This window comes from Xanthomonas sp. 60 (genome assembly GCF_011761925.1).
In genome coordinates this window covers 217,634-243,518 of sequence record NZ_JAASQW010000007.1, presented here as the reverse complement: position 1 = coordinate 243,518, position 25,885 = coordinate 217,634, and the positions used below count along the sequence as shown (strand labels likewise).

At 68.7% G+C, this 25,885-nt stretch carries 20 protein-coding genes and 1 pseudogene; 12 read left to right on the top strand and 9 right to left on the bottom strand.

What is annotated here, in order from left to right; translation table 11 throughout:
- Positions 1-178 precede the first annotated feature (178 nt).
- The 4 genes and pseudogenes from FHY09_RS14720 to FHY09_RS14705 all read right to left on the bottom strand — a co-directional run bounded on the left by FHY09_RS14720 (position 179) and on the right by FHY09_RS14705 (position 4,109).
- Entirely contained in the window at positions 179-832 is a 654-nt protein-coding gene (locus FHY09_RS14720; protein WP_166927643.1) for a response regulator transcription factor, read from the bottom strand.
- A gap of 18 nt (positions 833-850) precedes the next feature.
- Entirely contained in the window at positions 851-1,957 is a 1,107-nt protein-coding gene (locus FHY09_RS14715; protein ID WP_166927642.1) for an ABC transporter substrate-binding protein, read from the bottom strand.
- A gap of 74 nt (positions 1,958-2,031) precedes the next feature.
- Positions 2,032-3,399: pseudogene (locus FHY09_RS14710) on the bottom strand (sensor histidine kinase N-terminal domain-containing protein); the annotation flags it as partial.
- Positions 3,396-4,109 (bottom strand): response regulator transcription factor, encoded by a 714-nt coding sequence (locus FHY09_RS14705; RefSeq protein WP_166927640.1) that lies wholly within the window; start codon positions 4,107-4,109, stop codon positions 3,396-3,398. The pseudogene FHY09_RS14710 and the gene FHY09_RS14705, both read right to left, overlap by 4 nt.
- Positions 4,110-4,348: 239 nt before the next feature.
- Between FHY09_RS14705 and FHY09_RS14700 the strand changes: the two genes are divergently transcribed.
- The 4 genes from FHY09_RS14700 to FHY09_RS14685 all read left to right on the top strand — a co-directional run bounded on the left by FHY09_RS14700 (position 4,349) and on the right by FHY09_RS14685 (position 10,077).
- Positions 4,349-5,482 carry an OprO/OprP family phosphate-selective porin gene (locus tag FHY09_RS14700; RefSeq protein ID WP_456362829.1) on the top strand — a complete coding sequence of 378 codons (1,134 nt, stop codon included), beginning with the start codon at positions 4,349-4,351 and terminating at the stop codon, positions 5,480-5,482.
- Positions 5,483-5,525: 43 nt separating this feature from the next.
- A complete protein-coding gene (locus FHY09_RS14695) occupies positions 5,526-6,854 on the top strand; it encodes a CitMHS family transporter (RefSeq protein ID WP_166927659.1) in 1,329 nt (442 codons plus the stop codon).
- A gap of 34 nt (positions 6,855-6,888) precedes the next feature.
- Positions 6,889-7,629, top strand: a complete 741-nt coding sequence (gene phbB / locus FHY09_RS14690) for an acetoacetyl-CoA reductase (protein ID WP_166927639.1) — start codon at positions 6,889-6,891, stop codon at positions 7,627-7,629.
- A 153-nt stretch (positions 7,630-7,782) separates the two neighbouring features.
- Positions 7,783-10,077, top strand: a complete 2,295-nt coding sequence (locus FHY09_RS14685) for a TonB-dependent receptor domain-containing protein (protein WP_166927638.1) — start codon at positions 7,783-7,785, stop codon at positions 10,075-10,077.
- Between the two features lie 202 nt (positions 10,078-10,279).
- Here the strand turns inward: FHY09_RS14685 and FHY09_RS14680 are convergent, their stop codons facing one another.
- Together FHY09_RS14680 and rsgA are read right to left on the bottom strand one after the other, a co-directional pair.
- On the bottom strand, positions 10,280-11,533 hold the full coding sequence (locus FHY09_RS14680; RefSeq protein WP_166927637.1) for a flavohemoglobin expression-modulating QEGLA motif protein: 1,254 nt from the start codon (positions 11,531-11,533) through the stop codon (positions 10,280-10,282).
- 70 nt (positions 11,534-11,603) lie between these two features.
- Complete coding sequence (gene rsgA / locus FHY09_RS14675; protein WP_208407896.1) at positions 11,604-12,698, bottom strand: ribosome small subunit-dependent GTPase A; 1,095 nt, start codon at positions 12,696-12,698, stop codon at positions 11,604-11,606.
- A 110-nt stretch (positions 12,699-12,808) separates the two neighbouring features.
- Between rsgA and FHY09_RS14670 the strand changes: the two genes are divergently transcribed.
- Genes FHY09_RS14670 through FHY09_RS14660 form a run of 3 tightly spaced genes read left to right on the top strand, consistent with a single transcriptional unit; the run spans position 12,809 to position 15,430 of the window.
- Entirely contained in the window at positions 12,809-14,083 is a 1,275-nt protein-coding gene (locus FHY09_RS14670; protein ID WP_166927635.1) for an aminotransferase class I/II-fold pyridoxal phosphate-dependent enzyme, read from the top strand.
- A 5-nt stretch (positions 14,084-14,088) separates the two neighbouring features.
- Positions 14,089-14,700, top strand: coding sequence for an SGNH/GDSL hydrolase family protein (locus tag FHY09_RS14665; protein WP_166927634.1), 612 nt, complete (start codon positions 14,089-14,091; stop codon positions 14,698-14,700).
- Positions 14,639-15,430: a class I SAM-dependent methyltransferase gene (locus FHY09_RS14660; protein WP_166927633.1), complete on the top strand. Its 792-nt coding sequence runs from the start codon at positions 14,639-14,641 to the stop codon at positions 15,428-15,430. Before FHY09_RS14665 ends, FHY09_RS14660 begins: the two co-directional genes overlap by 62 nt.
- Before the next feature lie 2 nt (positions 15,431-15,432).
- Here FHY09_RS14660 and FHY09_RS14655 read toward each other — a convergent pair whose 3' ends face one another.
- Positions 15,433-16,260 (bottom strand): polysaccharide deacetylase family protein, encoded by an 828-nt coding sequence (locus FHY09_RS14655; RefSeq protein WP_166927632.1) that lies wholly within the window; start codon positions 16,258-16,260, stop codon positions 15,433-15,435.
- Positions 16,261-16,320: 60 nt separating this feature from the next.
- On the opposite strand from FHY09_RS14655, the gene grxD reads away from it, so the two are divergent.
- Positions 16,321-17,247 carry a Grx4 family monothiol glutaredoxin gene (grxD, locus tag FHY09_RS14650; protein ID WP_166927631.1) on the top strand — a complete coding sequence of 309 codons (927 nt, stop codon included), beginning with the start codon at positions 16,321-16,323 and terminating at the stop codon, positions 17,245-17,247.
- Between the two features lie 70 nt (positions 17,248-17,317).
- Here grxD and FHY09_RS14645 read toward each other — a convergent pair whose 3' ends face one another.
- On the bottom strand, positions 17,318-17,857 hold the full coding sequence (locus tag FHY09_RS14645; RefSeq protein WP_166927658.1) for a DUF924 family protein: 540 nt from the start codon (positions 17,855-17,857) through the stop codon (positions 17,318-17,320).
- 220 nt (positions 17,858-18,077) lie between these two features.
- On the bottom strand, positions 18,078-21,452 hold the full coding sequence (locus FHY09_RS14640) for an autotransporter domain-containing protein (protein ID WP_166927630.1): 3,375 nt from the start codon (positions 21,450-21,452) through the stop codon (positions 18,078-18,080).
- 254 nt (positions 21,453-21,706) lie between these two features.
- On the opposite strand from FHY09_RS14640, the gene FHY09_RS14635 reads away from it, so the two are divergent.
- The 4 genes from FHY09_RS14635 (at position 21,707) to FHY09_RS14620 (ending at position 25,874) form a co-directional block, all read left to right on the top strand.
- Positions 21,707-23,110: an amidohydrolase gene (locus FHY09_RS14635; RefSeq protein ID WP_166927629.1), complete on the top strand. Its 1,404-nt coding sequence runs from the start codon at positions 21,707-21,709 to the stop codon at positions 23,108-23,110.
- Complete coding sequence (locus tag FHY09_RS14630) at positions 23,110-24,372, top strand: amidohydrolase family protein (protein WP_166927628.1); 1,263 nt, start codon at positions 23,110-23,112, stop codon at positions 24,370-24,372. Before FHY09_RS14635 ends, FHY09_RS14630 begins: the two co-directional genes overlap by 1 nt.
- 130 nt (positions 24,373-24,502) lie before the next feature.
- Complete coding sequence (locus FHY09_RS14625) at positions 24,503-25,444, top strand: DegV family protein (protein ID WP_166927627.1); 942 nt, start codon at positions 24,503-24,505, stop codon at positions 25,442-25,444.
- A gap of 94 nt (positions 25,445-25,538) precedes the next feature.
- A complete protein-coding gene (locus tag FHY09_RS14620) occupies positions 25,539-25,874 on the top strand; it encodes a hypothetical protein (protein ID WP_166927626.1) in 336 nt (111 codons plus the stop codon).
- Positions 25,875-25,885: the final 11 nt, after the last annotated feature.

The following is a 25,885-nucleotide window of genomic DNA, read 5'->3' as shown; positions in this document are numbered from 1 at the left end:
GGTTGGGTGGGGGCGTTGAGCGCCATGGATGGCGCGAAGCGAGGCCCGCAGGAGCGGCTCTTGCCGTCCCCCACCCAACCCCACCGCCCGGCCCAAACCCAGTAACCGCTCATGCGTCCACCACGGAGGGGCTCAGCCGTTCGCCCAGACCACCCCGCCCGCCGCGCCGCGGCCAGCCTCAAACGAACCCGGCACCCGCATCACCTTCCGGCTCCAGCGATTTCACCAGCACCGCCGCCTGCGTGCGGCTCACGCATTCCAGCTTCTTCAGGATGGCGGTGACATGCACCTTCACCGTGTTCTCCGCCAGACCCAGCGTATGGGCGATCTGCTTGTTGAGCAGGCCATCGGCCAGGCACAGCAGCACCCTGAACTGCTGCGGGGTGAGCTGCGCCAGACGACTGGCCAGCAGCGCATCGGCATCGGAGCGTTCGGCCGCCATCGCCGGGAACCACAGCCCGCCGTCCAGCACCGCATGCACGGCCTCGCCGATGGTCTCCGGCGGCGCCGATTTGGGAATGAACCCCGCCGCGCCGAACTGCTGCGCGCGGCGGATCACCCGCGGGTGATCGTTGGAGGACAGGATCACCACCGGAATGTCCGGATGCGCGCCGCGCACGTGCAGCAGTGCCGAAAATCCATGCGCCCCGGGCATGGTGAGATCGAGCAGCACCAGGTCCACGTCGGCACTGGCCGACAGCGCCTGCTCCAATGCCTCGGCACTGGCGACCTCGCGCACCTGCAGGTGAGGCAGGCTCTGGCGCAGCGACTGCACGACGGCGGCACGCAGCAGGGGGTGGTCGTCGGCGACCAGCAGGTTCACGTCACTCATGGCAGCAAGTGTGGCACGTCACCGCGGCGCCGGGTGCCGCGCCGGCGCGGCGGGGGTCGCGGCCTTGGCCGGCTTGAGGCTGCTGACCCAGGCATCCAGGAACTGGCGCCGCTTCAGGGCATCCAGGTAGACCAGCAGACCCGGCCCCAGCTGGATCGGTCGGCGGTTGCGCCCCGGCCCCTGTGCGCCCGCCTGTCCGCCGCCGGTCGCATCGCCGATGATCGGCATCAGGCGTGCCTCGCGTGCCAGCACCTGCTGGCCACGTGCCGAGAGCAGGTAATCGAGGAAGCGGCGCGCCTGCGCCGGATGCGGGCTGGTGCGCGGAATGACGGCCGTGCGCAGCATGACCAGCGTGTAGTCCTCCGGCTCGATGATGCCCAGCGGGGCGCCATGGTCGATGCGCGCCTGCGCATACGAACCCAGGACGTTGTAGACCAGCGAAAGTTCGCCACTGCTGACTTTGTCGAGCAGCACGCCGGTGCGTTCCTCGCGGACCACCGCATTGGCCCCGAGCGCGCCCAGCAGTGCGCCGGCGATGCTGCCCCGCTGCGCGTCCTGCGTGGCCAGCAGATAGCCGACGCTGCTGCGCTGGATGTCATACGTTCCCACACGTCCGGCCAGCGGTGCGTCACTGGCCTGCAGCAGGTCGAGCAGCTGGCGGCGCGTGCGCGGCACCCGTGCAGCCGGCAGTGCGCGCGTGTTGTAGGCCATCACCACCGGCTCATAGCTGATCCCGAACGCTTCGTCGCGCCAGCGCGCCCACGCCGGTACCGCACGGGTCTGTGGCGACTGGTGTGGCAGTGCATGGCCGTCGTTGACCAGCTTGGTCTGCAGGTCCATGCCGCTGGAGATCAGCAGGTCCGGCGAGGACGGGCCGCCGCGATCACGCAGGTAACGCGCATGCAGATCCTGGGTGATGATGTCCTCGTAGATCACCTCGATACCCGGATTCAGGCGCTGGTAGTCGGCGATGACGACCGCGAAGACTTCGATATCCGTGCTGCCGTGGATGCGCAGCTGGGCGATGCGCTCGCCCTTTGCAGGAAACCGCTGCACGTCGCCGGGGTTGGCGGGGGCCGGCGCAGCAAGCAGCAGGCACAGCAGCAGGCAGATCAGACGGCCCATCAACGCGGACTCCTTGAAGTGTTCGTGGCGGCCGACGGCGTTCCGGTCCCGTCACCCTCCACGTGCGCACGCACCGGCAACCGCACGGTGGCCACCAGGCCGCCCTCGCGGCGGTTGCTCAGGTCGATCTGCCCGCCATGCGCCTCGACCACCCGGCGCACGATGGCAAGCCCGAGCCCGGCGCCGCCCGGTGCCGCGCCGGAACCCCGAGCGAAGCGCTCGAAGACCCGCTCGGCATCGCCCGGTGCGATGCCCGGACCCTGGTCGGCGATGGTCAGCAACGCATGAGCGCCCTCCACGGTGAGTGCGATCTGCAGGCCACCCGCACCGCCATGTTTCAGCGCGTTGTCGACCAGGTTCTTGATCGCCTCGCGCAGCAGCAGGGCATCACCCTGGACCCATGCCGGGGTGGCGCCCATCAACAGCTGGACGCGCGGCGGGGGACCGGCCTGGGGCAGCGCCTCATGCAGTGCCTGGCGCACGGTTCCGGCAAGATCCACCGGCACGAAGCGCGGCACATTGGACCGGTGGATCACGCTTGCATCGCTCAGCAGCTGGTTGAGCAGGCGGCTCATGTGGGTCGCGTTGCGTTCGATGGCCTGCAGGCTGCGCCGCATGTCCTCCGGATCGTCGTCATCGAGCGCCAGCTGCGCCTGGGCCCGCAGCGCGGCCAGCGGCGTACGCATCTGGTGCGCGGCCTCGGCCATGAACGCACGCAGGGTTTCATTGCTGCTGGACAGCCGCGCCATGAAACGGTTCAACGCCGCCACCATCTGGTCCATCTCGCGGGGCACGTGGGCATCCAGCGGACGCAGGTCGGACGGCTCGCGCCGCGACAGCTCGCGCTCCACGCGTACCAGTGGCCGGAACGCGCGGTGTACGCCGAGCGCCACCAGCGCCAGCGACAGCAGCGAGAGCACGCCGATCGCCAACAGCGCGCGGTTGACCACGTCCTGTGCCACCGCTTCGCGTGCACGCCGGGTCTGTCCCACCTGCACCTGCACGTCGCGCTGGGCCGTTTCAGAGGCCAGGCTGCGCGCGACCACGACGAAGCGCACGGTCTCTCCGCTGTAGGGGGCATCGAACAGCTGCGGCCGCGTGCCCGGACGCGCCGGCGCCGCCGGCAGGTCGTCATAGCCGGTGATCAGGCGCCCGCGGCTGTCGGCCACACGGTAGAAGACGCGGTCCTCCGGGGCCATCGACAGCAGATCCAGCGCGGCATAGGGCAGGTCGACCTGCCACTGGCCTTCCACCAGCGCGACCGAATCGGCGATCGACAGCGCGGAGGACACCAGCAGATGGTCGTAGGAGCGGTTGGCGGCACGCTGACCGTAATCGCGGGCAGCGAACAGCAGAGCCACGGCGAATACCGCCAGCAACGCGCCCAGGTACACCAGCAGGGTGCGCCGCAGCGACGGCGGCGACTGCCGTCCTCCTTTCATGGTGCCGGCCCGGAGGGCATCGGCCCTGCATCGGGGCCCTCTCCCTCGCTCCCCTCCAGCAGGTAGCCGGCGCCGCGCACGGTGACGATGCGCAGCGGCGCGGCCGCGAGCTTGCGGCGCAGGCGCCCTACGTAGAGTTCGATGGCGTTCGGGCCGGCTTCGTCATCGAAGCCGAACAGGCCGTTGGCGATCTCGTCCTTGGTCACCACATGCCCCAGGCGCCCGACGAGGATCTCCAGCAGGCGGAACTCGCGGTTCGGCAGATCGATGGCCTCCCCACCCAGGCTGACGCGGTGCGCGGCGGGTTCGAACTGGAAATTCCCGATCTGCACGATGCCGCTGGCCTGGCCGCGCGCGCGCCGCAGCAGCACCCGGCAGCGTGCCTCGAACTCGCGGAAATCGAAGGGCTTGCCAAGGTAGTCGTCGGCGCCCACGTCCAAGGCCTGCACGCGGTCTTCGATGCCATCACGCGCGGTCAGCATCAACACCGGCGTGTCATCGCCGCGCTCGCGCATGCCGGCCAGCACGCGCAGGCCGTCGAGCTTGGGCAGGCCGATATCCAGCACCACCAGGTCGAAGCGCTGGTAGCGCAGCACGCTGGCCGCGGCCAGACCATCGGCCTGCCAGTCCACGGCATGCCCGGTGCGGCGCATGCGGCGGATGATGGCATCGGCCAGGTCCGGATTGTCTTCGACCAGCAGCAGGCGCATCGAACGGGGGAATGGATAGCGGAGCGCAGATGCTAACGCAGGTGCCTGCTCCGGGTCGGCCCGTGAGCGGCTGGAAGCGCCCCGCCACGCCGCCTTTTACGCTGCAGCGCACAAACCCACGACAGGTGAATGACAGCTTGCTGGAACCAGACTGCGGACCTCGCATCCGATTGCACCTGGGAGGGTCCGTGGAAACGTCCGTCGCCTGTCGTCGTACCGCCGTGGCGTGTGCGCTGCTGATCACCGGCCTGCCGGCCCTGCCCGTGCTCGCCGCGCAAGCCGATGGCCCGGTCACCGCCACCCTCGGCGGGCGCCTGCACCTGGATTTCGCCGACTTCCACAACGACCGCCGGGGCACGCCGAACAAGGATGACACCGAAGTGCGACGTGCATGGGTGGACGTATCCGGCCGCTTCTTCGTGGTCGACTACAAGGCCGAAGCCGATTTTTCCGGCGACCGCGTCGAGGCCAAGGACGTGTACATCAGCCGCGGCTTCGGCGACGCCGGCAAGCTGACCGTGGGCCAGTTCAAGCAGTACTTTTCACTTGATGACCGCACCAGTTCCAACTACGGCAGCCTGCTCGAGCGCGGCAACGCCGCCAGCACGCTGGCGCCGCTGTATCGCCTGGGTGCCTCGTGGCAGGCCAACCCGGGCGACGTCACCTGGGCCGTCAGCGTCTACAGCCTGGAGAGCATCGACGCCTGGCAGGTAAAGGGTCGTGCCGCCGGCGGACGCGCCACGTGGGCGCCCTCCCCTGCGGCCGGCGACGTGCTGCATCTGGGCGTCTCGCTGGCCCGCGAACGCTATGACACGCCGGGCCGCGAGGGCGTTTCACCGCTGCGCATCCGTCCCCGGCCGGCGGGTCACCTTTCCGATGCGAGCCGCCTGACCCTCATCGACTTTTCCGCAGGCCGCGACACCGACGTCAGCAAATGGTCGCTGGAATACGCGCAGGTACGCGGCCAACTGTCCTGGCAGGGCGAGTTCAGCGGCGCCAGCTTCGACGACGGCGCGCAGCGCGGCACCGTGACGGCCGGCTATGGCCTGGTGAGCTGGTTCGTCACCGGTGAGTCGCGTGCCTACGATGCGAAGACCGGCCGCTTCGCGCGGATCAGGGACATCCGCCACAGGGCCGGCGCCTTCGAACTGGCGCTGCGGTATGACCAGATGCGCGGCGAGCAGCACCTCGACGGCCTGCCCGACCTGCGCCGCGGCACCACTGAAGCCTGGACGCTGGGCGGCAACTGGTACCTGCGCGACAACCTGCGTTTCATGCTCAACCTGATTCAGAGCCGCAACCGTGACCGCCTGGCCGACCTCACCGTCGACCGCACGCGGGCGGTGACCGGTCGTCTCGCGTTCGATTTCTGATCCCCTTCCTTCCCCGCATTCATCCGAAAGGAGTCCGCAGATGATGCTCAGCATCCTCGGCTTTGGCATGGTCATTACGTTCATGTACTTGATCATGAGCAAACGGCTTTCGCCACTGGTGGCCCTGATCACCATTCCCATCGTCTTCGCGCTGATCGGCGGCTTCGGCGCCGGGCTCGACGGGATGATGCTCGACGGCATCAAGAAGATCGCGCCGACGGGCGTGATGCTGATGTTCGCGATCCTCTACTTCGGCGTGATGATCGATGCAGGCCTGTTCGATCCGCTGGTGCGTACCATCCTGCGCGTGGTCAAGGGCGATCCACTGAAGATCGTCATGGGCACGGCCGTGCTGGCGATGCTCATCTCGCTTGATGGCGATGGCTCCACCACCTACATGATCACGGTCTCGGCAATGCTGCCGCTGTACCGGCGGCTGGGCATGAACGCCCTCAACATGACCTGCGTGACGATCCTCGCCGGCGGCGTGATGAACCTGACGCCCTGGGGCGGTCCCACCGCGCGTGCGGCCACCGCACTGCACGTGGACCCGGCCGATGTGTTCGTACCGCTGGTGCCTTCGATGATCCTGGCCTGCCTGGGCATCCTCGCGCTGGCCTGGTACCTGGGCATGAAGGAGCGCCGCCGGCTGGGCGTGGTGACGCTGCCGCAGGGCGGCTCCTGGATGGATGGCAGTGTCTCCGATGACGGTGATTCGCTGCCGACGGTGGAAGATGCCGAAGACACCAAGCGCCCGAAACTGCTGTGGGTCAACTTCGGCCTGACCGCCGCGCTGATGGTCGCCCTGGTGATGGGTGTGCTGCCGATGCCGGTGCTGTTCATGGTCGGCTTCGCCATCGCGCTGGTGATCAACTATCCCAACCTGGCCGAGCAGCGCCGCCGCGTGGTCAACCACGCGGGCAATGTGCTCTCGGTGGTCTCGCTGATCTTCGCCGCCGGCATCTTCACCGGCATCCTCAACAACACCGGCATGGTCGAAGCGATGTCGCACAGCTTCCTGGCCATCATCCCGGAGAGCTGGGGTCCCTACCTGGCGGTGATCACCGCACTGGCCTCGATGCCGTTCACCTTCTTCATGTCCAACGATGCCTTCTACTTCGGCGTCCTGCCGATTCTTTCCGAGGCCGCCGGCAACTACGGCATCACGCCGGTGGAGATGGCGCGCGCCTCGCTGGCCGGGCAGCCGGTGCATCTGCTCAGTCCGCTGGTGCCCTCCACCTACCTGCTGGTGGGGCTGGCCAAGGTGGAGTTCGCCGACCACCAGAAATTCACCCTGAAATGGGCGGTGATGATCTCCCTGCTGCTGATGTTCGGCAGCCTGCTGTTCGCACTGTACCCGGTGGCCGCCTGAGCCTTCCGCCTTCCTGACTGAACTGGAGAAGACCATGACCCTTCGCATCGCATACGTCACCAGTGGCATGGGCAGCGTCGGCACGGCGGTATGCCAGGCGCTGGCACGCTCGGGCCACACCGTGGTCGCCGGCTGCGCACCGGACTCACCGCGCAGGGCGGGCTGGCTGCGCGAGCAGCGCGCGCTGGGATTTGATTTCATCGCCTCGGAGGGCAATGCCACCGACTGGAACTCCACGGTTGCCGCGTTTGCGAAGGTGCGCTCGGAGGTCGGCCACGTGGACGTGCTGGTCAACAACGCCGGCGGCAGCCGCGATGTGCTGTTCCGGCAGATGACCTCCGACGACTGGAACGCGGTGATCGCCTCCAACCTCAACTCGCTGTTCAACATCAGCAAACAGGTGGTGGAGGGCATGGCCAGCCGGGGCTGGGGTCGCATCATCAACATCGGTTCGGTGAGCGCGCACAAAGGGCAGATCGGGCAGGTGAACTACGCGACGGCCAAGGCGGCCATGCAGGGTTTCAGCCGCGCGCTGGCAGCGGAGGTCGCCGCACGCGGCGTCACCGTCAACACCCTGTCGCCCGGCTACATCGCCAGCCAGTCGATCAGCGGCTTCCCACCGGATGTCCTGGATCGTCTCGCCGCCTCGGTGCCGGTCCGCCGCCTCGGCAGACCCGGGGAGGTGGCCGCGCTGTGCGCCTGGCTGGCGACGGATGAAGCGGCGTACGTGACCGGCGCGGATTTTTCGGTCAACGGTGGCCTTTACATGGGCTGAGAGGGCGCTGTGCTGCCGGGCACCGCTCGGCAGCATGCACCACGTCGCAGTTCGGCACACTGCCTTCGTCGCGTCAAAAAGCCGTCATTTCCAGTCCGCATAGTGGCGACCGTCCTGCACCGCGCAGGCGTTTTCCCCATGCAATGGAACGACATGCAGACCCGATACCTGACCCTTGCCGTGGCTGTCGCACTGAGTGCCGCCACGACCGTCCGCGCTGCGGACACCGCGGACACCGCCCTTGATACCGCGCTGACCGCGCAGACGCTCGACGCGGTGTCGGTCATCGGCCAGGGCGAGACCCGCCAGGTCCAGCGCATCACTGCGGTGGACAAGCAGGTGCTGCCGCCCGGCAGCAGCGGGCAGAAGATCCTCGACCGCCTGCCCGGCGTCTCGGTGCAGTCCAACGATGCCTTCGGCGCCAACGAAGAATCGCAGACCATCAGCCTGCGGGGCTTCGACAAGAGTCGCCTCGGCTACACGCTCGACGGGATCCCGCTCGGCGACAACAGCTATGGCAACTACAACGGCCTGAGCATCGCCCGTGCCCTGATCGCCGAGAACCTCGCCGGCGCTGAACTTTCGCAGGGCATCGGCTCGCTTGGCGTGGCGTCCACCAGCAACCTGGGCGGCGCCATCCAGTATTTCTCGATGGACCCCGCCACCGAAATGGGCGGGCGTGCCAGCGTGACCCTGGGCGATGACAACCAGCGCCGTGGCTACCTGCGCGTGGACACCGGCGACCTGGAGGGGTTCTCTGCGTACGTGTCCGGCGTGCACCAGGATGCCGACATGTGGGCCGCACCGTACCAGAACCAGACCACCCGGCAGTTCAACGCGAAGGCGGTGTGGAATGTCGGCGATCATCGCTTCGGTGCATTCGCCGCGACCTCCCGTGCGAGCCAGGCCAACTACGCCTATCTCTCCAAGGACATGCTGCGTCGCGGCCTGGGCTACGACTGGAACATCTATGCGCCGGACTGGGACCGCGCGCTGGCCGCCGCGTACTGCGCACCGGCCACGCGCGACCCTGCGCGCTGCGCCTTCAGCGGCGGCGTCAACAGCATCGACGATGCGTACTACCAGAGCCGTGCACTGCGCGATGACAACCTCTATGCGCTGGACGCCACCCTGCGCCTGGGCGAGGAATCGGCGCTGAAGCTGCTCGGCTACCACCATGAGAACCGGGGACAGGGCCACTGGTGGGCACCCGGCCAGCCCTCGCATCCCGGCACCGACCGCGCGCTGCCGATCTCGATCCGCAGCACCAACTACACCATCAACCGCCAGGGCATCACCGCCGCGCTGACCTGGAACGTCGGCCTCCATGAGCTGGAAGCCGGTCTGTGGTACGAGCGCAACGACCACAATGTCGAGCGGAATTTCTATTACGTCGACGGCCCGTTCCTCGACGACACCTATCTCAACCATCCCGACCGCCGTCTGTTCGACCAGGACTTCGACATCCGGACGCGGCAGTTCTACGTGCAGGACCGCATGCGTTTCCTCGATGACCGCCTGACCGTGGACGTGGGCCTGAAAAGCCCCGATACGCGCATGACCGCCAAGGCGAAGCCGGGCACGGAAGCCAGCTACGCCTCCGGTACGTTGACCGCCCGGGACTCCGTGCTGCCGCAGGCGGGCCTCGGCTTCAAGGTGACGCCGGACCAGGAACTCTTCGCCTCCTATGCGGAGAATATCGCCGCCTTCGTCGGCGGCGGCAGCGGGGGCCCGCTGCAGGTTTCGCCGGCGTCGTTCGCCGCCAGCGTGGATGACCTGGACCCGGAGAAATCGCGCACGTTCGAGGCTGGCTTCCGCAGCTTCGGCACGCACTACCAGGCATCGCTGGCGGTCTATCACGTGTTGTTCGACAACCGCCTGCTCTCGCTCAATCCGTGCACCAGCATCGAAGTCGGTACACGCCCGGAATGCATCACCCGCTTCATCAACGTGGGCTCGGTGAAAAGCCGCGGTGCGGAGCTGACGTTCATCCTCAAGCCGGTCGATGGCCTGCAGTGGTACAACGCGCTGTCCTGGAACAAGACCACCTACGAGGACGACTACACCTCCGGCGGCGCGGTGGTGCCGGTGGCGGGCCGGATCACGGTGGACACGCCGCAGCGCATGGCGTCCAGCGAGCTGAGCTGGAACCGCGATGGCTTCTTTGCCAGCCTGCGCGCGAAGTACACCGGCAAGCGCTACTACACCTACACCAACGATCAGTCGGTACCCGGCGTGACCACCTTTGATGCGGGACTGGGCTACTCGTTCGGTCCGGGACTCGGCCTGCGCGATGTGAAGGTGTCCCTCAACGCAACTAACCTGACCAACAAGCGCTATGCGGGGCAGTTGAGTTCGTTCGCGCCGACCGACCCGACGGGCACGCGTTATGCGATCCACGCCAGCGCGCCGCGCCAGCTCTTCATGACGCTCGGGGTGGATTTCTGAGCAGGGCGGTGCAGGCGGGGGCGGCGGAATCGCGTGCTGGCGGGCCGCGGCGGGTGGGTGGGGGTGTTGAGCGCCATGGAGGGCACGAAACAAGGCACGCAGGACGCAGCTTCTGCCGTCCCCCACCCAGCCCCAACGCCCGGCCCGTCGCACGGACACCATCGTGCACCAAGCACGGGGGGCGCCGCCGCTTCCCGCCAACTCACTCCGGCGCCAGCTGATCCATCCTGATCCGATTGGCGAACAACGAAAACGCCAGCATCCCCGCCAACCCATTCGCCCGGCTCACCCAATGCGGCAACCAGCGCGGTGGCCGCAGGATGCCCGCCTCGAACAACGGCGCGAACGTGATCGCATCGGTCAGGGTCATCTTCCCCGCGAACAGCCAGCGGCACACCTGCAGCCTGTCGCGCGCCAGCATATGGCGGAAGAACGTATGCACCGACACCAGCCCCCGCAGGTACACCGTGTCCTTGGTGAAGGCCATGCCACCGGTCGGCGGCACACCACGGAACACCCGTTGCGCCGACGCGAAGCTCTCCTCCGGCGTCTGCCCGGTCGAACAGAAATAGCGGAACACCTCGATGAAGTCCGCACCCTCCCGGGCCAGCGCGATGGCCTCGGTGCGCAGGCTGATGCGCTTGAGGCGTTCAATGTCGATGCTGCCGGTGATCTGCTCGGCGAACGTCGCCAGCCCTTCCTGCGTGGCCGTCACCCGCGGCGAGGACAGTGCCAGGCTGGGCAGCACCTGCTGCTCGCGGCCGTTCAACGCGGTGAGCGAATGCACCAGCGCTTCGTGATGGAACAGCTGCGCACGGTCGTACGCACTGAAGCGAGCGCTCGTGCGCAGGCGTATGCGTGTTGCGCCGGCCGCCGCCTTGGAGACCAGGGCCGGATCCAGCTGCACCTGGATGATGCGCGACTCGAAGAACGCATCCAGATCCTGCTGCAGCTGCAGCTGCAGCGCCGTGGAAGACACCGGCACCTGTTCTTCCGGTGCCAGCAGCTCGTGGTCCAGTTCAGTGGCGATCTGGATGAAATGCCGCGCCGCGTCCCGCGTGCTTGGGCCGCTACCTGGCAGCGGCTGCTCCGGCGAACCGAACAGCTGCACCGAACACGCATCCACCTGCGCCGTGCCAAGCGACTCCAGCAGCTGCGCTGCGGTGTCCCAGCTCTGCGCCGACTGCTGGACATAGCGTCCCAGCGGATGGTCGCCATCGCATTGGCGCATGATGCCGGCCAGTGCCCGGCGCTCGGCGGTGAAATCCAGCTGCGGATAATCGACATCCGGCAGCCTGGGCTGGCCGCGCGCCACGCTGGCGAGGAACGGCGCCTGCACGGCCGCAGGCCAGCTGGTCAACGCCAGCAGGCGGATACCACCGACGGCGTCCACCAACCGCGCATCAAGCGCGGCATGGTGGGCAACCTCCTGATCCAGCGTCGTGATCTGGTCCATGCCCGCACTATACCGCGCACCACCCGGCCACCCAGTACACCCCGCTGGCGGGCCCGGCCGTTCGCCGCGCTCACCGCTTGCGCGGCCGTCCCGTCGTCCGTCGCGCCGCCGTCCGCCGCTCCTGCGCCGTCTCCGCCTGCCGCACGGCCAGCTTCGCCGCCGCCGCCGCCACTTCATCCTTCAGCTTGAAGTAGTTCAGCACCCGCGTTTCCTCGATCTCCCCCTCCTCGATGGCCGCACGCACCGCACAACCGGGCTCCTGCTGGTGCAGGCAGTTGCGGAAGCGGCACTGCGCGGCCAGCGCTTCGATGTCCGCAAATCCCCCCTCGGCCAGGGTTTCCTCACCGGTGGGCTTGAGTTCGCGCATGCCCGGCGTATCGATCAGGCACGCGCCCATCGGCAGCGGCATCAGCGCACGATGCGTGGTGGTGTGGCGGCCACGCGAATCGTTCGAGCGCACCGCGTTGGTCTTCATCCGCTGCTCGCCGAGCAGCGTGTTGGTCAGCGTGGATTTGCCGGCGCCGGAAGAACCCACCAGCACCACCGTGTGCCCCGCGCCCAGCCATGGGTGCAGCGCCGCCACGCTGTCCGGGTCCAGCCCGTTCACCGCGCGCAGCGCGATGCCCTGCGCCTTGAGCTCGTCCAGCACGGCCAGCGCATCGTCGGTGTACTCGGTCTGGTCGGCCTTGGTGAGCACCACCACCGGCTCGGCGCCGCCGCCGCCCACCAGCAGCAGATAACGCTCGATCCGCCGCGGGTTGAAGTCCGCATCGAGCCCGCACACGATGAACACCGTATCCACGTTCGCCGCGATCACCTGCTGGTGGTAATGCTCACCGGCCGCACCCCGCTTGATCGAACTGCGCCGCGGCAGCAGCGCCACGATGCGCACGCCCTCGAGCAGCACCCAGTCGCCGACGGCCGGCCGCTCGTGGCTGGGGAAGCGCGGGCGCTGCCACTCCGGCAGCGATTCGGCCTTGATGGAGGCCTCGGGACCGTCGGCCACCACGTAATGCGTGCGGTGCTGTTCGATCACCCGCGCCGGACGCGCACCGGCATGGCGGGCCATCGCAGCATGCCAGTCGGCCTGTCCCGTGGCCGGGGGCGGGCCGAGCCAGGGCCAGCCGATGGTCTGCAACGCGGGGTAATCGAAGGGTTCGCTCATCGTCCGCATTCTACCGGCAGCCCGCCGCGGCAGGCAGCCAACGGGCTTGCCATGCGCTGCAGCAATTCCGCTACCATGGCCTTTCAATGCCCATCGACGGCCCACCTGCCATGTCAAGCCCCATCGCCCCGCCCCTGGCCACCCGCGAGCGCCTTTCCGAAGTGCGCTATGAAATCCGCGGAGAACTGGCACGGCGAGCGCGGGAGCTGGAGCTGCAGGGGCGTACCCTGATCAAGCTCAACATCGGAAATCCGGGCAATTTCGGCTTCCGTGCGCCTGAGCACCTGCAGCGCGCCATCGCTGATGACATGGACCGCACCGATCCGTACACGCACCAGCAGGGCCTGCCGGAAGCGCGCGAGGCCATCGCTGCCGCGTACGCCCGCCGCGACACGCCGGACGCACACGCCGACCGGGTCTTCGTCGGCAACGGCGTGAGCGAGCTCATCGACCTGTCACTGCGCGCACTTCTCAATCCCGGCGATGAAGTGCTGGTGCCCTCGCCCGACTACCCGCTGTGGTCGGCGGCCACCATCCTCAACGATGGCCGCCCCGTGTATTACCGCTGCGCGCCGGAAAACGGCTTCCAGCCCGACCCGGACGAGATCCAGGCGCTGGTCTCCTCGCGCACCCGCGCCATCGTGCTGATCAACCCGAACAACCCCAGCGGCGCCAGCTACCCGCGTGCGCTGCTGGAGCGCATCGTGGCCATCGCAGAGCGCCACAACCTGCTGTTGATGGTCGATGAGATCTACGACCAGATCCTCTACGACGGCGCGCCGTTCCAGCCCGTCGCACCGCTGGCCGGCCAGACGCCCTGCATCACCTACAGCGGCCTGAGCAAGGTGCACCGGGCCTGCGGCTGGCGCGTGGGCTGGGCGGTGCTGTCCGGCGCGGCCCAGCGGCTGGGCGAGTTCCGCGCGGCCATGGACCTGCTCAGCGCGCTGCGCCTGTGTGCGAACGTGCCCGGCCAGCTGGCCATCGACGCGGCGGTCAACGGGCCGGACACGGTCACCGCGCTGTGCACGCCCGGCGGCCGCCTGTACGAGACCCGCCGCGCGGTGATCGAGGCCTGTGCGGCCAGCGAACACCTTTCGCTGGTCGCGCCCGCCGGCGCGCTGTACGCGTTTCCTGCGGTGGTCGGCGATGCGGCCAAGGGTTTCGACGATCACAGCTTCGCGCTGGAGTTGATGAACGAAGAAGGCGTGCTGGTCGTGCCGGGGTCGAGTTTCAACGTGCCCTACCGCCACCACTTCCGCGTCACCCTGCTGCCGGAGGCCACGGTGATGGGCGATGTCTTCGCCCGCATCGACCGTGCGCTGGCGCGGCGTGCCGAAGCGAACCGCAAGGTGGTGCCGCTCACGCCGCGCCGCTCGGTGGCATGAGCGCGATGACGATCCGTTACCTGGCCCTCGGCGACTCCTACACGATCGGCGAAGGGGTGCCTGCCGAGGCCCGCTGGCCGCACCGACTGGCTGCCAGCCTGCGCGCGCAGGGCATCGCACTGGACGATCCACGGATCATCGCCACCACCGGCTGGACCACCGACGAACTGCAGGCCGCCATCGACGTCGAGCAGCCGGCGGGCCCGTTCGGGTTGGTCAGCCTGCTGATCGGGGTCAACAACCAGTACCGTGGACGCCCTGTCGAGGACTACGCCGTGCAGTTCCAGCAGCTGCTGCAGCGTGCGATCGATGTTGCCGGCGGCAACGCGGGCCACGTGCTGGTGCTTTCCATTCCGGACTGGGGCGTCACCCCGTTCGCGCAGGATCGCGATCCGGCGCGCATCGCCTTCGAACTGGATGCCTACAACAGCGCCGCCGGCACGATCTGCCGTGACCACGGCGTGCTGTTCGTGGACATCACCGCACTCTCCCGCCAGCACGGCGCCGAGCCGTCCATGCTGGCCGATGATGGCCTGCATCCTTCCGGCGCGATGTATGCGCTGTGGGCGCAGCGTGCCGTCCCGTTCGCGCAGCGCCTGCTGGCCGATCGTGCCTGAGACGGGCGTGCCACGGGGCGTCCACGCACGGCACGCTCCCCTCCTTTCGGCCGCGGAAACGCTGCACATCGCGCGCGCTTTCCTGCCCGAGCGGGCATGGGGCAACCGGCGTGACTACTACTATGGCCGCAGCAAGCTGCGCCACGATCCGCTGTTCGAAGGCGTGCTGCACTGGCTGCCCGACGATGACCGGCCCGTGCTCGATATCGGGTGCGGCCTGGGCCTGCTGGCCCACGTGCTTCGCCAGCGCCAGCGCCGCGGCAGCTACACCGGCGTGGACGTGGACGCCGGCAAGGTCCTCCGTGCCCGGCGCGCGGCCCTGCGCGGCACCCTGCCACAGGTGCGCTTCGATGCAGTGGACGCGCAGGCCGGGCTGCCCGCCCACCAGGGCCACGTCGTGCTGCTCGACGTGCTGCAGTACCTCGATCCTGCCCCACAGCGGGCCTTGCTCGAGGCAGCCAGCGCGCGCGTGGCGCCGGGCGCTCGACTGTTGCTGCGCACGCCCCTGGCCACCGGCGACCGTCGCGACCACACCACCCGCATCGCCGACCGGCTGGCCTGGCTTACCGGTTGGATGGGCACACGCCCGCGCCATTATCCGCGTGCCGCCGTGCTTGAAGACGGCCTGGCCAGCGCGGGGATGAGGGTCCACACGCCGCGGCCGCTGCACGGGCGCACGCCCTTCAACAGCTGGCTGCTGGTCGCCGAACGCCCCGCCGCGCAGGACTGACGCTACGGCGTTGCGGTCTCCGCCGGCGCCTCCGCAGGGCGGCTGGCGGCCCGCGCGGTGGGCAGGCGGGCATGCAGTCCGCGTGCCTGCAGCGCCTGCAGCACGCCCTCGATGATCACCCGCGCGTGGCCATGCGCCGCGCCTTCGTGGACCAGCACGATGGCACCGGCCTGCAGGCCGGGGAGCAGACGCTCCAGTGCGGCCTGCGGCGTGCAGTGGACCCCATCATAGCCACGCGCGCTCCAGCCCACGCGGGTCAGGCCGTGGCGACGCAGCGCGGCGGCCACGAACGGGTTGGTCATGCCGACCACCGAGCGATACCACGATGGCGACCGCCCGCTGATCGCGGTGAGCGCCTGCTGGCAGCGACCGATCTCGGCCGCCATCGCCACCGGTCCCAGGCGCCAGAACTGCGTCTGCGGGTGGGTGTGGCTGTGGTTGCCCAGGCTGTGCCCGCGACGCAGGATTTCCTGCACCAGCTGGGGGTGGGCCTGTGCGCGCTCGCCAACCACGAAGAACGTGGCGCGGGCCTGGTAGTGGTCAAGCAGGTCCAGCACGGCCAGGGTATCTGGCCCCGGGCCGTCGTCGATGGTGAGCCACACCGCGTCCGGCGAACCTTCCAGCCGGCTCAGGACCGGCGCGTAGAAACGGCTGTTGGGCAGGAACACCGGCACCAGGAACAGCGCGTGGCTGGCGACCATCGCCGGCAGCCCCCAGGCCCAGCCCGCGATCAGCCACAGGGCCGCCACGCCCAGCTGCGAGGCCAGCAGCCACGGCACCCAGCGCCAGGGATGGACAGGAATGCGATGCTCTATTTCTGCGGTGGTCATCCCCCATGATGCCATGGCGGGTAGAATCAACGGTCCGAAAACCGCGGACCGCCTACGCCCATGTCTCTTGAACCCGCCCTGCGCTCGCGCATCGAATCCATCCTCCAGTCCGACCGCGTCGTGCTGTTCATGAAGGGCCAGCCGAGCATGCCGCAGTGCGGTTTCTCGGCCAAGGCCGTCGGTGCGCTGCAGGACCTGGGCATCGAGTTCGCCCACGTCAACGTGCTCGCCGACCAGGACATCCGCGAAGGCATCAAGCAGTACGGCGACTGGCCCACCATTCCGCAGCTCTACATCGATGGCGAGCTCGTCGGTGGCAGCGACATCATCCTGCAGATGGCCTCCAGCGGTGAGCTGAGCAGCGTGCTGGGACTGGCCGCGCCGGACCGCACCGCCCCGTCCATCACCGTCACCCCGGCGGCGGTGGAAATGCTCAAGGGCGCACTGGCCGACGCTCCGGGCGCCTCCCTGCAGCTGGGCATCGATGCGCGCTTCCAGCCGAACTTCCAGCTGGCCCCCTTCGATGCCAATGCCATCGCCGCTGAATCCAACGGCCTGCGTGTGCAGTTCGATCTGGCCAGCGCGCGCCGTGCCGATGGCATCACCATCGACTGGGTGGACGACATCCGCGGCAAGGGCCTGGCCATTGACAATCCGAACGCGCCGCGACCGGTGCAGGAAATCAGCGTGCGTGATGCTGATGACCTGGTCCGTGCGGGCAACGTGCTGCTGGTGGACGTGCGTCCGCCGGAAGAACGCGCGATCGCGGCGGTCGGCGTGCCGTTCAAGGTCTTCGATGGCAACGGCCGCGCCGAGCTCGAGGCGCTGCCGAAGGACACCGCGCTGGCCTTCCTGTGCCACCACGGTGGACGCAGCGCGCAGGCCGCCGAAGCGTTCCGCGCGCTGGGGTTTGCCAAGGTGTTCAACGTGACCGGCGGCATCGATGCCTGGTCCGAGGACGTCGACGGCGCCATCCCGAAGTACTGACCGCTGCCGGGGCTCGTCCCCACAGCGTGGAACGCGGGGCGCCGCCGCCCCGCTGCCGGCCTCCCGGGCGCTACCCGGCGAAGCCGCCTTCGGCCAGGAACTCCAGCTCTTCCACCGAGGGAACCCGTCCGAGGGCTGCATTGCGGTGCGGGAAGCGGCCGAAGCGCCGGATGATGTCCCGGTGCAGCTCGGCGAACTTCAGGTATTCCTTGTCGCCGAGCACATCGAACATCGCCACCGAGCGCTCCTGGTCCATCGGATCCTCGGAGTGCTCGAACGGCAGGTAGATGAAGGCCCGCAGCTTGGGCACCAGCTGCAGGTCCAGTCCTTCCTCGATGGCCCGCATCGCGTAATGCCGCGCCAGCGGATCGGTCGCGTAGGAATGGGCGGTGCCACGGAAACAGTTGCGCGGAAACTGGTCCAGCAGCAGCAGCAGCGCCAGCGCGCCCTCCGCGGTGGAGAGCCAGTGTTCGCGTGCACGTGCCGCGGCGGCCATGTGCTCATCGAGGAAACGCGCGCGGAAACTGGCATCGAACGCCTCATCGCGGGTGAACCATTTGTCCGCGCCCGCCTCCGTCCAGAAGCCCACCACCGCTGCCGCCATGTCCATGTCCAGCTCCGTGGTCAGGTTGTGGGCACCCCGCCCGAACAGGTTCATGCCGCGGACCGCTGGCGGTACGAAGCCGTGCCGTGCCGCGGTTCACCGCGCATCATCCTGGCATTCTGCGCATCGAACCGCCGTACGTCGAGCCGTGCGTGGCACGCCGTCCATAAGCAGACGGGGCTCATGATGAGCCCCGTCTGCTGTCACCTGCGGCGGCAGGGTGCGGTCAGAACCGCACCGACCAGCGCGCGTTGACGCCGTGGTCGCGGCTCTCATCACCGAACTGGCCGTTGTAGCCCAGTTCCAGCTGCTGGCGCGCGGTCAGCCAGGCCGACAGGCCCAGCTCGGCGACCACCGCGCTGTCGGCGATCGGCGCGCCGCTGACCGCGAACGCGTTGCCGCCGGCGAAGGCCAGGTCGGCCCGCCCATCGCGGTCACCCGACGCACGGCGGTAGCCCACCCCACCGGTCAGGTGCAGCCACGCCTCCTGCTGGAACGCGGCCTTCAGGCCCTTGTCGAAGCGCACGCCGGCGGTCGCCACGGTGGTGGCGGTGTCGGCCACCGACCCGCTCAATGCCGAGGCACCGCCGCGTTCGCGCACGTCATCCACATCCACTTCGACACGGGCGACCTGCAGGTACGGCTCCAGGCCGCCCTGCACGCCACCGAAGCGGTAACCGGCTTCGATGAAGGCCTGCCGGGTGGTGGCGTCGTAGCTCGCGTTGGCGCCTTCACTGAAGCCGGCGAACGCGATCTGGCGCTCGGTATCGATGTCATGGCGCGCGTAGCCGAGGCCACCACGCAGCCCGAAGCCGCCCCACTGGTGGCCGGCGTACAGGCCAACGTGGTTGCTGTCGATGCGCGCCTTGGCCGAGCGGCCCTGCGCCTGGCGGGTATCGGTGCGTCCGTTGCCGAGCAGCAGGCCGACATTCCAGCCCCCGACGTCATGGTCGATGCCCACCAGCAGGCCGCTGGTGTTGGAATCGGTACGCGCGGTGTTGGCGTTGCCATCGAGCTTGCCGTTGCCGCCGATGGCCTGCACCCATGCGCCCGTGGCCTGCGACGTATCGTCTTCCGGCGAACGCGCACCCACGGCGCGGCTGAGCGCGGCGTCACGCACGTAGCGGCTGCTTTCCACCAGCGCCAACGGCGTGGCGGCATGCAGTTCGCCACTCAGGTTGTCCAGTGCGGCGCCCACCTGTTCCGGGAACAGCAGCGTCAGCGGGCGCGGCAGACCCTGGCCGACCGCCAGCGTGTCGGCGGCACCGGCCACGGCACGCTGGTTGGCGGTCGCTGCGGCGCTGGCCAGCAGCTGGCCACGGGTCACGTCGATGCGCGTGGTGTTGGCGCCGTAGGTCAGGCCGAACTGCAGGAACGGTGAGAACGCGCTGAAGTCGGTGCTGGCGAACGTGCCCTGCACGCCGCCCTCGGCGCGGAGGATGTTGAACTGCTCACCGAGGTAATAGGTGCCCGGCTCGGGCAGCGCGACCAGCGTACCGCCCAGTGTCGCGGTGCCGGTCACGCGCAGCAGGTCGCTGCGGCCACCCGGCTCCAGTTCGGCCAGGTAGATGCCGGTGGCGGTCTGCACGTAGTTGCCGTTGACCGTCAGCGTGCCGATGGAGTTGCCCGGGGCCAGGATGCCGGCGTTGGTCGTGCTGCCCAGCGTCCCGACGCCCTGCAGCAGGCCCTTGGCGCCGATGAAGGTGCTGCCACCCCCGTTCTGCGTACCGTTGAAGGCCACCGTGCCGCCGCTGATGTCCAGCGACGAGCCGGCCAGCACACCGCTGGCATTGACGATGGCACTGCCACCGCGCACGTCCAGATCAGTGTTCACCAGGCTGCCGTTGAGCAGCAGCTGGCCGCCCTCCACGCCGACCGCGCTGGTCAGCGTATTGGCACCGTCCAGTTCCAGGATGCCGGCACGCACGGTGGCGCCGTTGAAGCTGTTGTCGCCACTCAGGCGCAGCCAGCCCACGCCGGATTTGGTCAATGCCCCCGGACCGCCGATGTCGTTGGTCCAGTCATCCCACGCATCACCCGCCCAGACCTTGGCGCCGCCGGCGCGGGTGTTCATCACCACCTCGGTGTCCACGCGCAGCGAGCCGTAGCCTTCGATGGCCTTTTCCAGGTCGACCATGCCCCAGCCGTACACCGCGTCCACGCCCTCATCGCCCAGGTCACGCGCGGTGGTCAGCAGCACATCGCGCACCTGCGCATTGTCCAGGTACGGGAAACGCTCCATCAGAAGGCCCAGCGCACCGGTGATGTGCGGCGCGGCCATCGAGGTGCCGGTCTTGTACCCGTAGGTGTACTCGGGATTCTCGCTGTCGATGATCAGGCGCAGATAGTCGCTGGTCAGTTCGACGCGGCCATCGATCTTTCCCGAGATGATCGTGCTGGCGATGTCCGTGCCCGGCGCGGAAAGGCACCAGTTGGCCGCCGCGCCGCAGATGCTCGAACTCTCGTCGATGACATAGTCCGACTCGCCCTCCCCGGGCAGGCGCACGTTGGCCACGGCCAGCCAGTACGGCTCGATTTCCGGGTTCCAGCGCGGCAACGCCGCGGTGATGCCGGCCACGCCGCCGGCCGAGTTGCCGGCCGACCACACCTGGATCAGCGTGGAGCCCGGCTTGCCGTCGCTGCCTTCATAGATGCTGCCGTAGATGTCGTAGCCCGCGCCGATGGCGGCGTACTGCGCGTCCAGGCTGGCCACCGTGGCATGGCGGGTGGAGATGCCCCAGCTGTGGTTCATCGCGCGCACGCCCTGCGCCTCGGCCTGCGCGTACATGTCCAGCGTGGCCGGATCACCCGGATCGGTGCGGTACAGCGCGCGCGGCCGGTAGAAACCGTCCGGATCCAGGCGCCATTCGTAGTAGGTGTCGCCGAACACGCGCGCCGCGCTCAGGTCGGCGCCGAAGGCCACGCCATGGGTGCCTTCGCCATCGCGGTTGGCGCCGATGGTGCCCAGCACATGCGTGCCGTGGTCGGCGTAGCTGAAGCCGTACGGCAGGCCGGCCGCGATCAGGCGCGCGGCCAGCGACGCGGGAACGCCCGCGCCCAGGCCGTAGTACTCATACCCGGGCGTGTCGCCGCGGGTGTTCCCGCAGGCGCCGTCGCCGGCAATGATGGTGGTGTCGGTGCAGCTCGGATCATCGCCGATGTTGATGCTGGTGGTGTTGCGGCCGGCGAACTCCGGATGCGCGAGCGCGGAGCCGGAATCGAACAGTGCCAGGCGAACGCCCTTGCCGGTCAGGCCGCGTGCGTAGGCATGGTCGGCGCCCATGGCGGCCAGGCCCCAGTCGGCCTCGAACTCCTCGGTGTGCCAGCTCTGCACATCACCGACCGTGCCCATGGTGGGAAGCGCCGGGTCGGCTGACGGTGCGGTGGCCAGGCCACCGGTCGAGGCAAGCGTCGCCTGTGCGGTGGGCTGGACCCAGGCCGCGGCCTGCAGGCTGCGCAGCTGCTGGTACTGGTCCAGTGCGGCGGTAGTACCGACGGCCAGTGCAGGCATCGCGGCCGCGGTGAGCAGGGAGCCGACAATGGCCGAGGCCAGTGCGGTCGGCAGGGGGCGGCGGGAAGTAGAACGCGTCGAGCGGGTCATCGTCTGATCAGTTCCTTGATTCTGGGGACAACGGCGGAAGGCAGCCGGGGGACACCTTCCACGGGCAGGTGACGTGTGATCACCCCGGTCCGAGGGTAACCGAACTTTAATCTCCCGTTCACCCAGTGGACATCCTGGACAGTGCGCAGGACATTGCCATGGCGGGCCGGCACGTGCAGAAAGTCACTTGGCAAGGCGCCGCAGGCTCGGCTAGCGTGCCGGGGGTTGCGTCACCACCTACGGGGAAAACCGCCATGCATCTCCTTCTGCGCGCCGGCATCGGCCTGGCGCTGCTTGCGCTTGCCACCACGCCAGGCACTGCCGCCTCCCGGTTCATTCAGGATCCGTATCCGAGTACCTACCGGCCGCAGGCCAGTGAAACCCTGCTGATCCACAACGCCACCGTGCTTACCGGTACGGGCCAGCGTCTGGACGACGCCGATGTGCTGCTGCGCGACGGCAAGGTGGTGGAGGTGGGACATGGCCTGCAGGCCGGCGCGGACATACGCCGCTTGGACGCGCGCGGCCGCTGGGTCACGCCCGGACTGATCGACGTGCATTCGCATCTGGGCGTCTACCCCAGCCCGGGCGTCGGTGCGCACAGCGATGGCAACGAAATGACCGCGCCGGTGACCGCCAATGTCTGGGCCGAGCACTCGGTCTGGCCGCAGGACCCGGGCTTTGCCGAAGCGCTGCTCGGCGGCGTCACCAGCCTGCACGTGCTGCCGGGCTCGGCCAACCTGGTCGGCGGCCGCGGCGTGACCCTGAAGAACGTGCCCACCACCACCTACCAGGCCATGAAGTTCCCCGGTGCACCGTGGGGCATGAAAATGGCCTGCGGGGAGAATCCCAAGCGGGTCTACGGTGGCAAGGGCACCGCGCCGGGCACCCGCATGGGCAACGTCGCCGGGTACCGCGCCGCCTTCATCGACGCCAGCGAATACATCGCGAAGAACAGTCCGCAGCCGCCCAAGCGCAAGCGCTGGTTCAGCGGCGATGGCAACGACAGCGCCGGGGACAGCGGCGGCAAGCGCGACCTCAAGCTGGACACGCTGGCCGGTGCCATCCAGGGCGACATCCGCGTGCACATCCACTGCTACCGCGCCGACGAGATGGCCACCATGCTCGACCTGGCCGATGAATTCGGCTTCAGGATCGCGGCCTTCCATCACGGCGTTGAGGCCTACAAGCTCGCTGACCGGCTCGCCGAAGAAGGCGTGTGCGCCGCGCTCTGGGCCGACTGGTGGGGCTTCAAGATGGAAGCCTTCGACGGCATCCAGGAGAACATCGCGCTGGTCGACCGACCCGCCAACAGCTGCGCCATCGTGCACTCCGATTCGCCCGAAGGCATCCAGCGCCTCAACCAGGAGGCCGCCAAGGTGATGGCTGCCGCGCGTCGCGCGCAGATGCCGGAGATCGCCCCGGAACGCGCCATCATCTGGATGACCGGCAACGCCGCCAAGGCGCTGGGCATCGAAGCGGTGACCGGCACGCTGGAGCCCGGCAAGAATGCCGACGTGGTGGTCTGGAACGGCAATCCCTTCAGCTCCTACGCGCTGGCCGACCAGGTATTCATCGACGGCCACCGTTACTACGACCGCAGCGTGCCTTCGAGCAAGCCGGTCTCCGACTTCACGCTCGGCCAGGAGGCCCTCTGATGCCCGCGCTCCGTCATCGTGCCCTGCGCACCCGTCTGGCGCTCGGCGCGTCCCTGCTGCTGTGTGCCCTCGGCGCGCAGGCGCAGGAGGTGCTGATCCGCAACGCCACCGTGCACACCGTGGGCCCGCGCGGCACCCTGCAGAACGCGGACGTCCTGGTCCGCGGCGGGCGCATCGCGGCAGTCGGCACGGCGCTCGCCGCACCTGCCGGCACGCCTGTGGTGGACGCCAACGGACGCCCGCTGACCCCGGCGCTGTTCGGCGGCATCACCGATATCGGGATCGAGGAAGTCTCCGGCGAGTCGAGCACGGTCGACCACACGCTGAAGATCGGCGACCAGGCGCTGCGCCCCGAATTCGATGTCACCCTCGCCTACAACCCCGCCTCGATCCTGGTGCCGGTCACGCGCCTGGAAGGCATCGGTTTCACCGCCCTCGGCGCACACACCGGCGGTGGCTTCATCGCAGGCCAGGGCGGCGTGGTGCGCCTGGACGGCAGTGCCGACCCGATCGGCCCGCGCGCCCTCTACGTGCGCCTGGGTTCGGCGGCGGCGGAACTGACCGGGCAGTCGCGCGCCGCGCAGTGGATGCTGCTCCAGCAGATCGTCGACGAAGCCCGCGGCCGCGTTTCCGCCGACTCCCCGCATGCCCTGCTGACTCCGGCGGGGCGCCGCACCGTGGCCGGGTACCTGGCTGGCCGGGGCCGGATCGTGGTGGATGTGGAACGTGCCAGCGACATCCGCCAGCTGCTGCGCTGGGCTGCGCGCGAGAAGGTGCAGATCGCCATCGCCGGCGGTTCGGAGGCCTGGAAACTGGCGCCGGAACTGTCGCAGGCGAAGGTACCGGTGTTCGTCGATGCGCTGGGCAACCTGCCGGCCAGCTTCGACCAGCTCGGCGCCACGCTGGAAAATGCGGCGCGGCTGCAGCGCGCGGGCGTGGCCGTGAGCTTCGCGCAGAGCGGTGATGCTTCGCACAACGCCCGCAAGGTGCGCCAGCTGGCGGGCAATGCCGTGGCGCATGGGCTGCCGTGGGCCGACGGGCTGGCCGGGCTCACCCGCGTACCGGCGCAGGCGCTGGGCGTGGATGAGCACCTGGGCAGCATTGAACCGGGCAAGCTGGCCGACCTGGTGCTGTGGGAAGGTGACCCGCTGGATGTGGCGCACTATGCCGAACAGGTGTGGCTGGGCGGCCGTGCGATGCCCATGCGCTCGCGCCAGACCGAGCTGCGCGACCGGTACCTGCGTCGCAGCGCAACGCCCTGATCGGCGCTTCCGGGCCCCGTCCCTGCGGTCCCTCAAGGGACAGGGGGCACGTCCTGCACGCGCGTTTGCAACGAAAGTGCGATAGCTTTCACATTTTCGTACCCGCAAACACGCCTGGAGGGGGCTTGGAATGCGTATTGGAATCGTTGTGGACTCGGCCTGCGATCTGCCGCAGGACTTCATCGCCCAGCACCAGATCGTGCTGCTGCCCATCACCGTGCGGATCGGTGAGGCCATGCTGGCCGACCACCGCGACGAACAGGCCACGCTGAGTTTCCTCCACGCGCACGTGGCCGAGCACGGTGCCGGGGCGGAAACCATTCCCTTCAGCGTGCAGCAGATCCGCGATCTGTTCCTTGAGCGGCTGGTCATCGACTACGACCATGTGTTCTGCATGACCATCACCAAGACCCGCAGCCCGATCCACGACAACGCGTTGCAGGCGAGTTTCGCGATCCTCAACGATTACAAGCCGGTGCGCCAGGCAGCGGGATTCAATACCCCGTTCGCGCTGCGCGTGCTCGACACGCAGAATCTGTTCGCTGCCCAGGCGGTGACCGCGATCGAAGCCGTGCGGTTGCGCGACAGCGGCGCCAGCGTGCAGCAGATCCGCGAACGGCTGGAGGACCTGGCCGGCAACGTGCACGGTTACATGGTCACCCGGGACCTGTACTACATGCGCGCCCGTGCCCGCCACAAAGGCGACCGCAGCGTGGGGCTGCTCAGTGCCGCGCTCGGCAGCGCACTGGACATCAAGCCGGTGCTGCACGGTTACCAGGGCACCACCGGGCCGGTGGCCAAGATCAAGGGCTTCGACAATGCGGTGACCAAGCTGTTCGGCGTGGTGGGACAGCGGGTGCGTGCCGGCCTCATGACGCCCAGCGTGTGCGTCAGCTATGGCGGCGAGCTGGACGAGCTGCGCGCCCTGCCCGGCTACGCGGCGATGAAGAGCGTGTGCGCCGAGCACGGCGTGACAGTCTATGAAACGGTGATGAGCCTGACCGGCATGGTCAACGTCGGCAAGGGCGCGGTGACTGTCGGCTTTGCCGATGGACCTCACCGCTTCGACTGACCACGATGGCGCGCCGCCGCGTTGTGCGGCCACGTCCTGCACACGCCGTGCACCGGCCCACTGCAAGGCTTGCACCCCCGTACTGGAGACCACGATGACGACCTATTACATCAGCCTGCCCGACCCCGCCAAGGCCCGTGGCAATGACCCGGCCCTGGCCTTCCAGTCGCACGGCGCGAGCGGGTTCGCCGAAGAACTGCAGGCCGCGCTGGCCAGCCCGGGCCTGTTCGAGAAGTGGAAGGCCAAGCAGCCCGATCCGGACGCGGTGGAAGCGCAGTGGGGCGTGACCGATCCCGGCGCCACCGTGACCGGGGCACAGGACGATTTGCGCATCAACCTGCAGGTGACCACCTCGATCAACAGCGATGTCTTCAAGCAGCGCATGCGCCTGCTGGCCGGGCACCACTGGGAGCTGCGCGAAGTCCGCTGAGGGCTTCGGGC

Coding starts and splice junctions, on each gene's coding strand:
- FHY09_RS14665 (WP_166927634.1), top strand. CDS start 14,089: ATGACGATCCGTTACCTGGCCCTCGGCGACTCCTACACGATCGGCGAA.
- FHY09_RS14660 (WP_166927633.1), top strand. CDS start 14,639: ATGCGCTGTGGGCGCAGCGTGCCGTCCCGTTCGCGCAGCGCCTGCTGG.
- FHY09_RS14695 (WP_166927659.1), top strand. CDS start 5,526: ATGCTCAGCATCCTCGGCTTTGGCATGGTCATTACGTTCATGTACTTG.
- FHY09_RS14645 (WP_166927658.1), bottom strand. CDS start 17,857: ATGGACATGGCGGCAGCGGTGGTGGGCTTCTGGACGGAGGCGGGCGCG.
- rsgA (WP_208407896.1), bottom strand. CDS start 12,698: ATGAGCGAACCCTTCGATTACCCCGCGTTGCAGACCATCGGCTGGCCC.
- FHY09_RS14715 (WP_166927642.1), bottom strand. CDS start 1,957: ATGGGCCGTCTGATCTGCCTGCTGCTGTGCCTGCTGCTTGCTGCGCCG.
- FHY09_RS14620 (WP_166927626.1), top strand. CDS start 25,539: ATGACGACCTATTACATCAGCCTGCCCGACCCCGCCAAGGCCCGTGGC.
- FHY09_RS14705 (WP_166927640.1), bottom strand. CDS start 4,109: ATGCGCCTGCTGCTGGTCGAAGACAATCCGGACCTGGCCGATGCCATC.
- FHY09_RS14640 (WP_166927630.1), bottom strand. CDS start 21,452: ATGACCCGCTCGACGCGTTCTACTTCCCGCCGCCCCCTGCCGACCGCA.
- FHY09_RS14685 (WP_166927638.1), top strand. CDS start 7,783: ATGCAGACCCGATACCTGACCCTTGCCGTGGCTGTCGCACTGAGTGCC.
- FHY09_RS14680 (WP_166927637.1), bottom strand. CDS start 11,533: ATGGACCAGATCACGACGCTGGATCAGGAGGTTGCCCACCATGCCGCG.
- FHY09_RS14635 (WP_166927629.1), top strand. CDS start 21,707: ATGCATCTCCTTCTGCGCGCCGGCATCGGCCTGGCGCTGCTTGCGCTT.
- FHY09_RS14670 (WP_166927635.1), top strand. CDS start 12,809: ATGTCAAGCCCCATCGCCCCGCCCCTGGCCACCCGCGAGCGCCTTTCC.
- FHY09_RS14625 (WP_166927627.1), top strand. CDS start 24,503: ATGCGTATTGGAATCGTTGTGGACTCGGCCTGCGATCTGCCGCAGGAC.
- FHY09_RS14630 (WP_166927628.1), top strand. CDS start 23,110: ATGCCCGCGCTCCGTCATCGTGCCCTGCGCACCCGTCTGGCGCTCGGC.
- FHY09_RS14720 (WP_166927643.1), bottom strand. CDS start 832: ATGAGTGACGTGAACCTGCTGGTCGCCGACGACCACCCCCTGCTGCGT.
- FHY09_RS14655 (WP_166927632.1), bottom strand. CDS start 16,260: ATGACCACCGCAGAAATAGAGCATCGCATTCCTGTCCATCCCTGGCGC.
- phbB (WP_166927639.1), top strand. CDS start 6,889: ATGACCCTTCGCATCGCATACGTCACCAGTGGCATGGGCAGCGTCGGC.
- grxD (WP_166927631.1), top strand. CDS start 16,321: ATGTCTCTTGAACCCGCCCTGCGCTCGCGCATCGAATCCATCCTCCAG.